At 59.2% G+C, this 14,901-nt stretch carries 11 protein-coding genes; 9 read left to right on the top strand and 2 right to left on the bottom strand.

Features of this window, described 5'->3' with window-relative positions:
• Nucleotide 1: 1 nt before the first annotated feature.
• The 6 genes from livM to ASC96_RS25915 all read left to right on the top strand — a co-directional run bounded on the left by livM (nt 2) and on the right by ASC96_RS25915 (nt 5,869).
• Nucleotides 2-1,387, top strand: coding sequence for a high-affinity branched-chain amino acid ABC transporter permease LivM (gene livM / locus ASC96_RS25940; RefSeq protein WP_060505924.1), 1,386 nt, complete (start codon nt 2-4; stop codon nt 1,385-1,387).
• Nucleotides 1,387-2,277, top strand: coding sequence for an ABC transporter ATP-binding protein (locus tag ASC96_RS25935; RefSeq protein WP_162246396.1), 891 nt, complete (start codon nt 1,387-1,389; stop codon nt 2,275-2,277). The genes livM and ASC96_RS25935 overlap by 1 nt, the downstream gene beginning before the upstream one ends.
• Nucleotides 2,274-2,999, top strand: a complete 726-nt coding sequence (locus tag ASC96_RS25930; protein WP_060505922.1) for an ABC transporter ATP-binding protein — start codon at nt 2,274-2,276, stop codon at nt 2,997-2,999. The genes ASC96_RS25935 and ASC96_RS25930 overlap by 4 nt, the downstream gene beginning before the upstream one ends.
• Nucleotides 3,000-3,117: 118 nt before the next feature.
• Nucleotides 3,118-3,462, top strand: a complete 345-nt coding sequence (locus ASC96_RS25925) for a DUF6867 family protein (RefSeq protein WP_060505921.1) — start codon at nt 3,118-3,120, stop codon at nt 3,460-3,462.
• A gap of 122 nt (nt 3,463-3,584) precedes the next feature.
• Nucleotides 3,585-4,706, top strand: coding sequence for a branched-chain amino acid ABC transporter substrate-binding protein (locus ASC96_RS25920; protein ID WP_060505920.1), 1,122 nt, complete (start codon nt 3,585-3,587; stop codon nt 4,704-4,706).
• 188 nt (nt 4,707-4,894) lie between these two features.
• Entirely contained in the window at nt 4,895-5,869 is a 975-nt protein-coding gene (locus ASC96_RS25915) for a D-glycerate dehydrogenase (RefSeq protein WP_060505919.1), read from the top strand.
• A gap of 4 nt (nt 5,870-5,873) precedes the next feature.
• On the opposite strand, the gene ASC96_RS25910 is transcribed toward ASC96_RS25915, so the two are convergent.
• Both ASC96_RS25910 and ASC96_RS25905 read right to left on the bottom strand, forming a co-directional pair.
• Nucleotides 5,874-6,797 (bottom strand): response regulator, encoded by a 924-nt coding sequence (locus ASC96_RS25910; protein WP_060505918.1) that lies wholly within the window; start codon nt 6,795-6,797, stop codon nt 5,874-5,876.
• The gene (locus tag ASC96_RS25905; protein WP_060505917.1) at nt 6,790-10,179 is read right to left on the bottom strand and encodes an ATP-binding protein; all 3,390 of its coding nucleotides are present in this window, start codon (nt 10,177-10,179) and stop codon (nt 6,790-6,792) included. Before ASC96_RS25905 ends, ASC96_RS25910 begins: the two co-directional genes overlap by 8 nt.
• A 313-nt stretch (nt 10,180-10,492) precedes the next feature.
• Here ASC96_RS25905 and urtA point away from each other — a divergent pair, with 313 nt between their 5' ends.
• The 3 genes from urtA to urtC all read left to right on the top strand — a co-directional run bounded on the left by urtA (nt 10,493) and on the right by urtC (nt 14,899).
• Nucleotides 10,493-11,782 (top strand): urea ABC transporter substrate-binding protein, encoded by a 1,290-nt coding sequence (gene urtA / locus ASC96_RS25900; RefSeq protein WP_060505916.1) that lies wholly within the window; start codon nt 10,493-10,495, stop codon nt 11,780-11,782.
• Between the two features lie 319 nt (nt 11,783-12,101).
• Nucleotides 12,102-13,709: an urea ABC transporter permease subunit UrtB gene (urtB, locus tag ASC96_RS25890; protein WP_060505914.1), complete on the top strand. Its 1,608-nt coding sequence runs from the start codon at nt 12,102-12,104 to the stop codon at nt 13,707-13,709.
• Nucleotides 13,706-14,899 carry an urea ABC transporter permease subunit UrtC gene (gene urtC, locus ASC96_RS25885; RefSeq protein WP_060505913.1) on the top strand — a complete coding sequence of 398 codons (1,194 nt, stop codon included), beginning with the start codon at nt 13,706-13,708 and terminating at the stop codon, nt 14,897-14,899. The genes urtB and urtC overlap by 4 nt, the downstream gene beginning before the upstream one ends.
• Nucleotides 14,900-14,901 lie beyond the last annotated feature (2 nt).

Raw genomic sequence — 14,901 nt, 5'->3', positions numbered from 1 at the left:
AATGGCAAACATTACCAACACACCTGAGAGCGCCGGCAGCAATCTGATGGCGCGGGCTCTGCGCGAGGCGTTTTATGCGGGCCTCGTCGCCCTTGGCCTGTTCGTTCTGTTCGTCGGCCTGAAGACCGACCAGAACATCCTGAACGAGTTGGTCCTCGTTCAACGCTGGGGATTGCTGGCGGTTTTCGTCGCCATCGCCGCGGTTGGACGCTTCCTGTCGGTGGCCTTCATCCGTCCCTATCTCGCTGAGCGCAAGGCTTCAAAGGCCAGTGCAGGCGTGAAGGAACCCGGCTTCGTGACGCGCAACTTCAGCATGATCGCGGTCGCGGTCCTGCTTGTCTATCCGCCGATCATGGTCGCCATTTTCGGCTTCCAGGGCTCGTTGAAATGGGTCGATAATTTCGGCATCCAGATTCTGATCTACGTGATGCTGGCCTGGGGCTTGAACATCGTTGTTGGCCTCGCGGGCCTTCTTGATCTCGGTTATGTCGCCTTCTATGCTGTCGGTGCATATTCCTACGCATTGCTGTCGTCTTACTTCGGTCTGTCGTTCTGGGTCCTGTTGCCGATGGCCGGCATTTTTGCGGCTCTCTGGGGCATGATCCTCGGTTTCCCGGTTCTGCGTCTGAAGGGCGATTACCTGGCGATCGTGACGCTCGCCTTCGGCGAAATCATCCGGCTGGTTCTGATCAACTGGACCGCCGTTACCAAGGGTACCTTCGGTATCTCCGGTATCGCCAAGGCCTCGGTTTTCGGTATCTGGTCGTTCGATGTCAGTGCATCGAACAATTTCGCCAAGGTATTCGGGTTGCCGATGTCGTCGGCATACTACAAAATCTTCCTGTTCTACCTGATCCTGGCGCTCTGCCTGCTGACAGCCTTCGTGACGATCCGTCTGCGCCGCATGCCGATCGGCCGTGCCTGGGAAGCATTGCGCGAAGACGAGATCGCCTGCCGCTCGCTCGGCATCAATACGGTGACGACCAAGCTCACGGCATTCGCAACGGGTGCCATGTTCGGTGGCTTTGCCGGCTCCTTCTTCGCCGTTCGCCAGGGCTTCGTCTCGCCGGAAAGCTTCGTCTTCCTGGAATCGGCTATCATTCTTGCCATCGTGGTTCTGGGCGGCATGGGCTCGCTGATCGGTATCGCTGTTGCGGCGACGCTGATGATCGGTGGCACCGAGTTGCTGCGTGAAATGGAATTCCTGAAACATATCTTCGGGCCTGATTTTACCCCGGAACTCTATCGCATGCTGATCTTCGGCCTGGCCATGATCATTGTCATGGTGTGGAAACCACGCGGCTTTGTCGGCTCGCGCGAACCCACGGCATTCCTGCGAGAGCGCAAGAATGTCTCCGGCAGCTTCACCAAGGAAGGTCACGGTTGATCATGGCCGGAACGAATACGATGACGAAAGATCCAATCCTCAAAGTCGACCATTTGTCGATGCGCTTCGGCGGCCTGATGGCCATCAACGACCTGTCGTTCGAAGCCTATCGTGGCGACATCACTGCACTGATCGGCCCGAACGGGGCCGGCAAGACCACGGTGTTCAACTGCATCACCGGCTTCTACAAGCCGACGATGGGCATGATCACGATGCGGCAGAAGGCGGGCAAGGAATACCTGCTCGAGCGCATGTCGGATTTCGAGGTCAACCGCGACGCCAAGGTGGCTCGTACGTTCCAGAATATCCGGCTTTTCTCGGGCCTGACGGTTCTGGAAAACCTCCTGGTTGCGCAGCATAACAAGCTGATGCTGGCATCGGGCTACACGGTTCTCGGCCTTCTTGGATTTCCTGCCTACAAGCGGGCGGCGGCGCAGTCGATCGAACAGGCAAAATATTGGCTCGACAAGGCAAACCTGATTGACCGGGCCGACGATCCGGCGGGCGATCTGCCTTACGGCGCCCAGCGCCGTCTGGAAATTGCCCGCGCGATGTGCACCGGGCCCGAATTCCTCTGCCTCGACGAACCGGCAGCTGGACTCAATCCGCGCGAATCGCTGGCGCTCAACGAGTTGTTGCGCTCAATCCGCAAGGATACCGGAACCTCAATCCTGCTGATCGAGCACGACATGTCCGTGGTCATGGAAATTTCCGACCATGTCGTCGTCCTGGAATACGGTCAGAAGATTTCGGATGGCAATCCGGACCATGTGAAGAACGATCCGAAGGTTATTGCGGCCTATCTCGGCGTTGAAGATGATGAGGTCGAAGAGGTGATCGAACAGATCGAGGAAATCGCCGAAGTTGCGCCGGGAGATACGCACAAATGAGCGGTAACCTTCTGCATGTAAAAGACGTCGAGACTTATTACGGCAACATCAGAGCGCTTGCGGGCGTCGAGGTGGAAGTCAAGCGTGGCGAAATCGTCTGCATGATCGGCGCCAACGGTGCCGGCAAGTCGACACTGATGATGACGATCTGCGGCAGCCCGCAGGCCAAAACCGGCTCGGTTATTTTTGACGGGCAGGACATCACCCGGATGCCGACGCATGAGATCGCGCGGCTGCGGATCGCCCAGTCGCCGGAAGGACGGCGGATATTTCCGCGCATGACGGTTTATGAAAATCTTCAGATGGGCGCCAGCCTCGACAATCTGAAATATTTCAACGAGGACGTGGAAAAGATCTTCACGCTGTTTCCGCGCCTCAAGGAGCGCCAGGCGCAGCGCGGTGGAACGCTTTCGGGCGGCGAGCAGCAGATGCTGTCGATCGGCCGCGCGCTGATGGCACGTCCGAAACTGCTGCTTCTCGACGAGCCTTCGCTTGGTCTGGCGCCGCTGATCGTCAAGGGCATCTTTGCCGCGATCAAGAAGCTCAATGAAGAGGAAGGCCTGACGGTATTCCTCGTCGAGCAGAATGCCTTTGCCGCCCTGAAGCTGTCGCACCGTGGTTACGTCATGGTCAACGGCAAGGTGACGATGAGCGGCGGCGGCAAGGAGTTGCTGGCCAATCCGGAAGTGCGCGCCGCCTATCTCGAAGGCGGTCATCATTGATGGCATTCCGGCCCGCGTCAGAGGTTTCCTTGGAGCCGGGCCGGTTTGCCTATCCGATATATTGGAGCGTTCGCATGCGGTTTGAAAATCGCACGGCGCTTTGAAGGGGAGAAACGGAATGCAAGGCATTCTCTACGAAGAACCCTCGGTTCTGTACTTCGCGCTGATCACCATCGTGATGGGTGGATGGACGGCGTGGCGCACCGGAAAGAGTGCGGCCGAAGGCTGGAGCGGCTACCGGGTCCTGGTATTCTATACGCTACTTCTGGGTGTGGCGATCCGGTTCATCCATCATGCGCTTTTCAACGGCAGCATGTTGACTTTACAGTACTATGTCGTGGACACGATCATTCTTTTGCTGTTTGCTACGGCTGGTTATCGTTACTACCGTACGCAGCAGATGACCAACAATTACTACTGGCTTTACGAGAAGGTGTCGCCTTTCTCGTGGAAGTCAAAATGACAGAGGGAACCCCGCGTCAGAGCCTTTGATACTGGCACGGAGATAAGAATACCGGCGCGATTATGGTGGGTATCGTGACTGGTTTAAAAAGGCACCCGCTCAATTTTTTTGGGAGTAACAAGATGAAAAAGTCACTTTTGTCAGCTGTTGCGCTGACTGCAATGGTCGCTTTCAGCGGCACTGCATGGGCTGACCTGCTGGTTGGTGTTGCTGGCCCGCTGACGGGTCCGAACGCAGCCTTCGGCGCACAGCTCCAGAAGGGTGCTGAGCAGGCCGCAGCAGACATCAATGCTGCCGGTGGTATCAATGGCGAACAGATCAAGATCGTGCTCGGCGACGACGTTTCCGATCCGAAGCAGGGCGTTTCCGTTGCCAACAAGTTTGTTGCTGACGGCGTCAAATTCGTAATCGGCCACTTCAACTCCGGCGTCTCGATCCCGGCTTCGGAAGTCTATGCTGAAAACGGCATCTTGCAGATCACTCCTGCATCCACCAACCCGGTCTTCACCGAACGCGGCCTGTGGAACACCTTCCGTACCTGCGGCCGTGACGACCAGCAGGGTGCTGTTGCCGGTGCTTACATCGCTGCAAACTTCAAGGACGCCAAGGTTGCCGTCGTTCACGACAAGACGCCTTACGGCCAGGGCCTTGCTGACCTGACCAAGGCTGCGATGAACGAAGCCGGCGTCAAGGAAGCCGTCTACGAAGGCATCACCGCTGGCGACAAGGACTTCTCGGCTCTGATCGCCAAGATGAAGGAAGCCGGTGTATCGCTGGTTTACTACGGCGGTCTGCACACGGAAGCTGGCCTGATCATGCGCCAGATGGCTGACCAGGGCCTGAAGGCAACCCTGATGTCCGGCGACGGCATCGTCTCGAACGAACTTGCTTCGATCGCTGGTGACGCAGTCAACGGCACGCTGATGACGTTCGCTCCGGATCCGCGCAAGAACCCGGCTGCAAAGGAGCTCGTTGAGAAGTTCCGTGCCAACGGTTTTGAGCCGGAAGCCTACACGCTCTACTCCTACTCCGCTCTGCAGGTTATCGCTGAAGCTGCCAAGACCACCGGCGGCAACGATCCGCAGGCTGTTGCCGAGAACATCAAGGGCAAGGGTCCGTTCAAGACCGTTATCGGCGAGTTCGGCTATGACGAAAAGGGCGACATCACCCGTCCGGACTACGTCATGTACACCTGGAAGAAGGGTGACGACGGCAAGTACAGCTACTTCGAAAACGACAAATAATCGTTCTCAGGTGAGCACTGATAGTCCTTCTGGACTGCGAAAGGCTCGGCATTGCCGGGCCTTTTTGCATTCGGCATGCGTCATCGCCGGTTGCCGTTTTTGGCAAGTCTGTTTCAACAAACCAGCGGCTGGATCGCGGGCCGTCCTGTGTTAGATGTCTGATTTGAAGTTTTGAATCGGAGCAGACCATGAACGGAAAACCACGCATTCTTGTGACCCGGCGCTGGCCGGATGCCGTCGAGCGTGTGCTTGCCGAACGGTTCGACGCATCATTCAACACCTCGGATGTTGCTATGGATGCCAAAGCTCTTGCCGAGGCGCTTCAATCGTTTGATGCCGTGTTGCCGACGGTGTCCGACCGTCTGCCAGCGTCGCTGTTTGAAGAGGGCGATCTGCGCACCCGAATCCTGGGGAATTTTGGTGTCGGTTACAATCACATCGCTATCGCGGCGGCAGAACATTACGGGATAACCGTCACCAACACGCCGGGGGTACTGACCGATTGCACGGCCGATATCGCCATGTCGCTGCTGCTTTCGGTGGCGCGCCGGGCGGGGGAAGGTGAGCGGGAGGTTCGTGCCGGACAATGGACCGGCTGGCGGCCAACGCACATGATCGGGACTAAGGTAACTGGAAAGACGCTGGGCATCATCGGCTTCGGGCGGATCGGCAAGGCGATGGCCAAGCGCTGCCATTTCGGGTTCGATATGGACGTGGTTTTTTACAACAGATCGAAGATCGATCCGGTGGAAGCCGCACGCTATGGCGCACGGCAATTGGATACCGTGGAGGACGTGTTGGCGGCTGCCGATTTTGTGTCGCTGCACTGCCCGGGCGGCGGCGAAAACCGTTATTTGATCAATGCGCAGCGGCTGGCAGTGATGAAGCCGGGCGCCTATCTGATCAACACGGCACGCGGCGATGTGGTGGATGAGACTGCGTTGGTTACGGCGCTGGAAACCGGCACGATTCGGGGCGCAGGGCTGGATGTCTTCGAGGCGGAACCGAATGTTCCGGAGCGCCTACGGGCGTTGGAGAACGTCGTTCTCCTGCCGCATCTTGGCAGTGCGACCGAAGAAACGCGCACGGCCATGGGCATGAAAGTGGTGGAGAATATCACCGCGTTCTTCGAAGGCCGGGAGCCGCCCGACAAGGTTGCTTGATCGACTATTCCTGGCGCAACGCGTTTGCGGCCTTCACAGCCGCAGACGCCCGATTTTCAACGCCGAGCTTCACATAGATCTGTTCCAGATGCTTGTTGACGGTGCGGGCGCTCAGGCCAAGAATCTCGCCGATATCGCGATTGGATTTGCCCTTGGCGATCCAGAGCAGGACCTGCCCCTCGCGCACCGTCAGTAAGAAATTCTGTCGAAGGATTTCGTCGTCGCTGGTTTGGCTGACGCCGGTCAGCCGGAACAGGAATTCGTCACCGCCGATTGCTCCGAGATAGGCGAGTTGCAATACCGGCTGTCCGTTCTGATGGATCATCAGCGGGCCATCCTTGGATACCCCGTGTTTTTCACGTTCCTGCAACCAGCCGCAAATATGCACCGCCAGCGTATCCAGGCCGTCGTCGCGGCCTGTTGCAGCATTGACAAGGCGGGTCGCCTGCGGTGTCGACCACTGGATGGTGCCATTGCTGCGCACGGCAAGCAGATGCCGCCCTGCCGCGTCCAGCGCCACCCGGGCGCTTTGTGCCGAGCGCGCATTGGCGAGATGAACGCGGATACGGGCGCGCAGTTCGTCGATATTGATCGGCTTGGAGAGGTAATCGACGCCGCCGGATTCGAGTGCGTGGACGATGTGTTCGGTTTCGGTCAGCCCGGTCATGAAAATCACTGGCACCTGCGCCACGGACGGATTGGTCTTCAGTGTCCGGCAGGTTTCAAAGCCGTTCATGCCGGGCATGACGGCATCCATCAGGATGACGTCCGGCGTGATGCGGTCGACGACATTGATGGCCGCATTTCCAGAGGTGGCGATCAGCACGGAGAAGCCGGATTGCTCCAGTGCGTCGGTGAGAAAACCCAGTGTTTCCGGGGAATCGTCGACGATGAGCACGATATCGCGCGGATGCACTGCTTCATTCACCGGCCGATCCCCCCTGTTTGTTGATGTTCTGCAGGAAGTCGGCATAGCCGGCAAGGTCGAAAGCTTGGACATAGGTCTTGACCGCATCGGTAAACGGCTGGTTTTCCTCCTGCCGGGCGAGATCGGCGAGTTTGGCCTCGATACCCCGGACATAGCCGATTTCACCGAGCCGGATCAGTTCCTCGACATGGGCAGCGCCGGGGTTCGTCATGGTGCGTTTGGGCTTGGCCTTGAACGCCGGTTGCACCGTGTCGCGATAGATCCATTCTAGGGTCAGATGCACCGCCAGCTTGTCCTGCAACTGGCGGATATCGAAGGGTTTGGCCAACGTATCGTTGTGGCCCGTATGGGTGTCGGCGGCCGTGCCGTCGCCGATATTGGCCGACACCATGATGACCGGCGCCGTTTGTTCATGATCGCGCAGCCGTGTGACCAATTGCCAGCCGTTCATACCGGGCATCGAGATGTCGATGAGGAAAAGGTCAGGTTTGATCCCCTCGATCAAGGTCAGGCATTCCATGCCACCGGCAGCCGTCAGCACGACGAAATCGAGCGGCATCAGCACTTCGCGCATCAGGTCGCGATGATCCTCGTTGTCATCGACCACGACGATGGTGCGGCGTGGTCCGGCGTAGCCGGCGATCTTGCGGACCGAGGGAAGGGTGGCGGCCGGGCGATTGATCGCCGACAGCATTAGCCGCACCCGGAAGGTCGACCCCTTGTCGCGCTCGCTATCGACGACGATCTCGCCGCCGAGTGTCTGGGTCAAAAGCCGGGTGATTGTCAGGCCGAGGCCAAGGCCGGGCATCGGCCGGATATGCTCGGCCTCGCCGCGCTGGAAGGGTTCGAAGATCCGCGGCAGGTCGGCCTGTGATATGCCGCGGCCGGTGTCGGAGACCGTGAAGGCCGCCACCTGGCTGCGATAGGCGACGTCGAAACGGATGGTGCCGGTATCGGTAAATTTTATGGCATTGGAGAGCAGGTTGACGAGAATCTGGCGCAGGCGCTTCTCGTCGGTGCGGACATATTGCGGCAGGGCGCTTGCGCGTTCGTGCTCGAAAAACAGCCCTTTGGCCTGCGCTTGCGGGCGGAACATATCGGTGATCTGGTCGAGGAAATCCTGGATATTGATCTCGTTGGAATAGACCTGCAGGCGCCCCGCCTCGATCTTGGAAATATCCAGCAGGCCGTCGATGAGGCCGGAGAGATGATCGGCGCTGCGCTTGATGACCTTGATCGCCGACTGGCGTGGGGCGGGTATCGTTTCGTCGCGCTCGAGAATTTGGGCATAGCCGAGCACGGCGTTGAGCGGCGTGCGCAGCTCATGGCTGAGGCCAACCACATAACGGCTCTTGGCCCGGTTGGCGGCCTCCGCCGTCTCCTTGGCATATTGCAGGGCGGCGTCGGTCTTCTTGTGGGCGGCGATTTCCTTGAGCAGCAGGGTATTTTGGCGCGAGGATTCTTCCTCGGCCACCAGGCGGCTGTCATGCGCCAGCACGTAAAACCAGCAGACGACCCCGGTCACCACGGCAAAAACGAAAAAGACCACGCCGACGGTGCGGTTGATCACCGAGGCTGTCTCCGGCGAGGCCGTGCCGGTCTGATGGGCGATCATCGCCAGAATGATACCGATACCGGCAACCGACAGAACGACGGCGATGCCATATCGGCCGAGCCGGGTGGACAGCGTTTCCATCACCTTTTGCGGCAGCAAGGCCTTGGCCGCCACCGCTGTCTGCGCGTTGAAGCGCGCATGCGGTTTGCACATGTCGTGGCAGCGGCTGTCGAGCGAGCAGCACAGCGAGCAGATCGGCGCGGAATAGGCAGGGCACCAGGCCATGTCCTCCGGCTCGAACGGGTGTTCGCAGATCGAACAGGTAACGGTCGATAGCGTCTTCCAGCTCTGGCGCGGCTTGCGGGCCAGGTAATATTTGCCCTTTGTCACCCAGGCGATGGTGGGCGAGACGAGGAAGGCGGTGATCAGCGCGATATAGGGCGCAAGCGACGCGGCCATGGCGCCAAACACGCCGAAATGCGCCGTCAACGCGATCAGCGCCGATGCCGTCATGGCACCAGTGCCGACTGGGTTGATATCGTAGAGATGGGCGCGCTTGAACTCGATGTTGGGTGGTGCCAGCCCCAGCGGCTTGTTGATGAACAGATCGGCGGAGATCGTGCATAGCCAGGCCATGGCGATGATCGAGAAGATGCCGAGCGTTTCTTCCAAGAGCTTGTAGATGCCGAGTTCCATCAACAGCAGCGCGATGGCCACATTGAACATCAGCCAGACGACGCGGCCGGGATGGCTATGGGTGAGGCGGGAGAAGAAATTCGACCAGGCGAGCGAGCCTGCATAGGCGTTCATGACGTTGATCTTCAGCTGCGACACGACGACGAAGGCGGCCATCAGCAACAGCGCCGCATTGTGCCACGGGATCATGTAGCCGAACGCTGTCAGGTACATATGCGCGGGGTCGGCGGCATCCTCGACCGGAACGCCGGCGCTGAGACAGAGGACGACCAGGAACGAACCCGCCAGCAGCTTCGGCGCGCCGACGATTACCCAGCCGGCGCCGGCCAGGAATACGGCAAGCCGGTGATGCAGCTTGCGCTGGCCTTCCGGCGGCAGGAAGCGGAGGAAATCCACCTGCTCGCCGATCTGCGCCATCAGGGCGAGGATAACGGCGGAGGCTGCGCCAAATTCCAGCAGCGAGAACGGTGCGAGCGTACCGGGTTCGCCGAATGGCTTGCTGGTGCCGGGAAAGGCAAGCCAGAGGTCGAACTTGCTCCAGTCGGCCAGCGCGATGAAGGTAAAGGGTGCGATATTGAGGATGATCCAGAACGGCTGGGTCAAAAGCTGAAACTTGCTGATCAGCCGGACACCATGGGTCACCAGCGGGATGACCATAACGGCGCTGATGATATAGCCGATCCAGACGGGGATGCCGAGTGCCAGCTCCAGCGCCGCCGACATGATCGAGGCTTCGATGGCAAACAGCATGAAGGTGAACGAGGCGTAGATCAGCGACGTGATCGTCGAGCCGATATAACCAAAGCTGGCGCCGCGCGTCAAAAGGTCGATATCGACGCCGTGGCGGATGGCATAGCGGCTGATCGGCAGGCCGACGCCGAGCATGACGAGGCTGGCGACGAGAATGGCGATGATGGCATTGGTGGTGCCGTAGGACAGCGTGATGGCGCCGCCGATCGCCTCCAGCGCCAGAAACGAGATCGCCCCGATCGCCGTCTGCGAAATGCGCTGCGAGGAGAATTGCCGGGCGCTCTTGGCGGTGAACCGCAGCGCGTAGTCTTCCAGCGTCTGGTTGGCGACCCAGCGATTGTATTCGCGGCGGACCGGGATGATGCGCTGGCGTGCGGTCATGCCTAATTTATATTCCCGTTCTTTATGTGATCAATGATTGGGCAATGTCCTCCGGTCTACGATTTTTTGCAAGTGCGAGATGCCGATTGATTTGGGGATGGGGATTTGTTTTCACCGCAGGGACGGCGAACGCGGAACCGCTTGCCACGGGCGTCCGGTGAATGTCGTCCCAGCTGTATTGCAGTGCACACTTCGCCCCGGCGACTACGTTAATTGACGTATACAGAATCCGGAAACCCGGGCGGATAGTTTGCCTACGAACGGCAAAGGTCTCCCAAGCGCCGTCGTCAAAAGAACGAGAGGGGTTCACATCATGAAATTCAAATCCCAGATTCTGGGCGCGTTTCTGGCTGGCGCGCTCGCCACAACAGCATTTTCCAGCGTTCATGCCGCTGAAGACACCATCAAGGTCGGCGTGTTGCATTCGCTCTCCGGCACCATGGCAATCTCCGAGACGACGCTCAAGGATGCCATGCTGATGCTCATCGAAGAGCAGAACAAGAAGGGCGGCCTTCTCGGCAAGAAACTCGAGGCCGTCGTTGTCGATCCGGCCTCTGACTGGCCGCTGTTTGCTGAAAAAGCCCGCGAGCTGATTTCCGTCGATAAGGTCGCTGCTGTCTTTGGTTGCTGGACGTCGTCGTCGCGCAAATCGGTCCTGCCGGTTTTCGAAGAGCTGAATTCGATCCTGTTCTACCCGGTCCAGTACGAGGGTGAGGAATCCTCGCGCAACATCTTCTACACCGGTGCCGCTCCAAACCAGCAGGCCATCCCGGCCGTCGACTATCTGATGAACACCGAGGGCGTCGAACGTTTCGTGCTGGAAGGCACCGACTACGTCTATCCGCGCACCACCAACAAGATCCTCGAAGCCTATCTGATCGCCAAGGGTATCCCAAAAGAGGATATCATGATCAACTACACGCCATTCGGCTTCTCCGACTGGCAGACGGAAGTGACGAAGATCAAGGAATTCGGTTCGGCCGGCAAGAAGACGGCCGTCGTTTCGACCATCAACGGCGATGCCAACGTGCCGTTCTACAAGGAGCTCGGCAACAAGGGCATCAAGGCAACCGATATCCCGGTCGTCGCCTTCTCCGTCGGCGAAGAAGAGCTGGCCGGTCTCGATACCAAGCCGCTGGTTGGTCACCTCGCCGCGTGGAACTACTTCCAGTCCGTCGATGCGCCTGCCAATGCTGAATTCATCAAGCAGTGGCATGCCTTCACCAAGAATGACAAGCGCGTCACCAACGATCCGATGGAAGCCGCCTATATCGGCTTTAGTGCCTGGGTAAAGGCCGTCGAGGCTGCTGGAACCACCGAAACCGATGCCGTTCTCGACACGATCATCGGCACCAGCGTACCGAACCTTTCGGGCGGCTACTCCACCGTGATGCCGAACCACCACATCACCAAGCCGGTGCTGATCGGTGAAATCCAGGCCGACGGCCAGTTCGAAATCGTCCAGCAGACCCCACAGGTCGTTGGCGACGAATGGTCGGACTTCCTGCCGGACTCGAAGGATCTGATCTCCGATTGGCGCAAGCCGATGTCCTGCGGCAACTTCAACGTTGCAACGGGCAAGTGCGGCGGCAAAGGCTCCTGATGTCAACGATTACCCGCTGATTTCATCAAGCTCAGCATATTCCGGCAACGGCCTGACGGCCATTTCCCAGAAATCATTCTCATGACGTCTTGATTGAAATGCCAATACCCTCCGTCCAGACCCTGTCTGGGCGGAGGGACCTGCATCCCGACATCTGGCATGTTTTCTGCTTGGCTCAGTTGGGACGCGGCTCCTGGATGCCGGTCCCCATCGATGTGCTCGTCGAGCGAGCGGAGTGCGGAAAACTTAAGCAACAGCGCCGGCATAACGTGTGTTTCGTCAATGCACGGCGCCCGAGCCAACGGAACAAGAAGAGCTCATGTATCGCGCCATCCAAACCTTCCTTGTTGCTCTCTGCCTGCTGATCAGCTGCCTGGCAACGGGCCTGCGCGCTGAGGAGAACATCCGGCCGCTGGTCGATGCGCTGGGCGCTACGGCTTTCCCGCAGAAGATCGAGGCCGTCAAAGCGTTGGCCGCATCGGGTGATCCTAAGGTCGGTGACATCCTGAAGAACCTCAGCGACGGCAAGCTTTATGCGCCGAAGACCGGCGGTGCGGTCTATCTCGAAGGTTCGGCCGACGGTACCTATCTTGATGTGCTGACAGGGGCCGCGGTCTCTGATGCTCCCGGAAACCTTGCGAAAATCCGGTTGAACAATGGCCTGCGCGGGGCGATCGGCACGGCGCTCAGCCAGTTGACGCTTCTGAGTCCGGATCGTTCCGCCCGCCTTGCGGCGGCGCAGGACCTGCTCAAGGACGCCAATCCGGACAATCTGACCCTTTTGAATTCGGCACTGGTTGAGGAAAAGGATGCCGAGATCAAATCGACCATGGAAGCGGCGCGTGCCGTTATCCTGCTCAAGACCGACGCCACAGCCGAAGACAAGAAAGCCGCTATCGACACGATTGCCGCGCGCGGAAACCGCGACGCCCTGACGATTCTGACGGCAGCGATGGCCAATGCGCCTGATGACCTGAAGCCGGTGATCCAGACCCATGTCAATGCGATCGAGCGAAGCCTTGCCGTCTGGGATATCGCCCAAAACGTTTGGTATGGCCTGTCGCTCGGTTCCGTCCTGCTTCTCGCGGCCATCGGCCTTGCCATCACCTTCGGGGTCATGGGCATTATCAACATGGCCCATGGCGAGATGGTCATGCTCGGGGCCTACACGACCTACGTGGTGCAGCAGACGATCGCTGCGGTCGCGCCGGGAATGGCCGATTTTTCGCTGGCGTTTGCGGTTCCTGCGGCCTTTCTCTTCACCGGCCTGGTTGGCGTCGGCATCGAACGCAGCGTCATCCGCTGGCTTTATGGCCGTCCGCTCGAAACGCTGCTGGCCACCTGGGGCATCTCGCTGATCCTGCAGCAGGCGATCCGCACCATCTTCGGCCCGACCAACCGTCAGGTCGACAATCCAAGCTGGATGTCGGGTGCGTTCGAGATCGGCGGGCTTGCGATCACCTACAATCGCATGTGGATCATCGTCTTTTCGCTGGGTGTCTTCGTCGCCTTGCTGCTGCTGCTCAAACGCTCCAAGTTCGGCTTGCAGATGCGCGCGGTCACCCAGAACCGGCGGATGGCTTCGTCGATGGGTATCCGTACCCCCTGGGTCGATGCGCTCACATTCGGGCTCGGATCCGGCATTGCCGGCATGGCGGGGGTGGCGCTCAGCCAGATCGACAATGTCTCGCCCAATCTCGGCCAGAACTACATTATCGACAGTTTCATGGTCGTGGTCTTCGGCGGTGTCGGCAATCTCTGGGGGACGCTGGTGGGCGCGCTGACACTTGGCATCGCCAACAAGTTTCTGGAGCCCTATGCCGGTGCGGTGCTCGGCAAGATCCTCATTCTCATCTTCATCATTCTTTTCATCCAGCGGCGGCCACGCGGCCTGTTCGCGCTCAAGGGAAGGGCGGTCGAACAATGATCACGCAAATGCTTTTCAGCCAGCACGAAAAGAAGACGGTCTGGGCCGTTTGCCTCATCCTGCTTGCCGCAATCCTCGTACCGCTCGCCAATCTTCTGATCCCGGAAGACAGTGTCTTTCATGTCCCTGGCTATCTGGTGCCGCTGCTTGGCAAGTATCTTTGCTATGCGCTTCTGGCCTTGGCGCTTGATCTCGTCTGGGGCTATTGCGGCATTCTTTCGCTCGGTCATGGCGCGTTCTTCGCACTCGGCGGATATGCCATGGGCATGTATCTGATGCGCCAGATCGGCGATCGCGGCGTCTATGCTAATCCGCTGCTGCCGGATTTCATGGTGTTCCTCAACTGGCAGGAACTGCCGTGGTACTGGTATGGCTTCAACCATTTCGCCTTTGCAGCGCTGATGGTGCTTTTGGTGCCCGGATTGCTGGCCTTCGGCTTCGGCTGGTTTGCCTTCCGCTCGCGCGTTACCGGCGTCTATCTGTCGATCATCACCCAGGCGATGACCTATGCTCTGTTACTAGCCTTCTTCCGCAACGAGATGGGTTTTGGTGGTAACAATGGCCTGACCGATTTCAAGGAAATTCTCGGCTTCAACGTTCAGGCCGGTGGTACGCGCGCCGCACTTTTTGCGGCAACCGCCATCGCGCTGGCGTTGGCTCTGGTTCTGAGTTCCGCCATTGTCCGCTCAAAATACGGCAAGGTGCTGGTCGGCGTGCGCGATGCGGAAAGCCGGACCCGGTTTTTGGGCTACCGGGTCGAGAATATGAAGCTGTTTATCTTCACCGTCTCGGCGATGATGGCGGGCGTGGCCGGTGCGCTCTATGTGCCGCAGGTCGGCATCATCAACCCGGGAGAGTTCGCCCCGGCAAACTCGATCGAAGTGGTGATCTGGACGGCGGTTGGCGGGCGCGGCACGCTGATCGGCCCGATCATCGGCGCCATCCTCGTCAATTTCGGCAAAAGCGTGTTTACCGCGGCCTTCCCGGAATTCTGGCTGTTTGCACTCGGCGCCCTGTTCGTCGCCACGACCTTGTTCCTGCCAAAGGGCGTGGTCGGCACGGTCCAGCAGTTCCTCGCCCGGCGCAAGGAACAGAAACAAGCAGATGCCGCTGAAAAAGTCTATCAGGACAAGGCTGCGGCCAGGGCCGAAAGCCGGCTGGCCACGCTTGAACCCCTGGCTGCGGAGTAAGA

This window comes from Rhizobium sp. Root1204, assembly GCF_001424965.1.
Classification (GTDB): Bacteria; Pseudomonadota; Alphaproteobacteria; order Rhizobiales; family Rhizobiaceae; genus Pararhizobium.
Note: the sequence above shows the minus strand (reverse complement) of the source record. Positions and strands in the feature narration are given on the sequence as shown.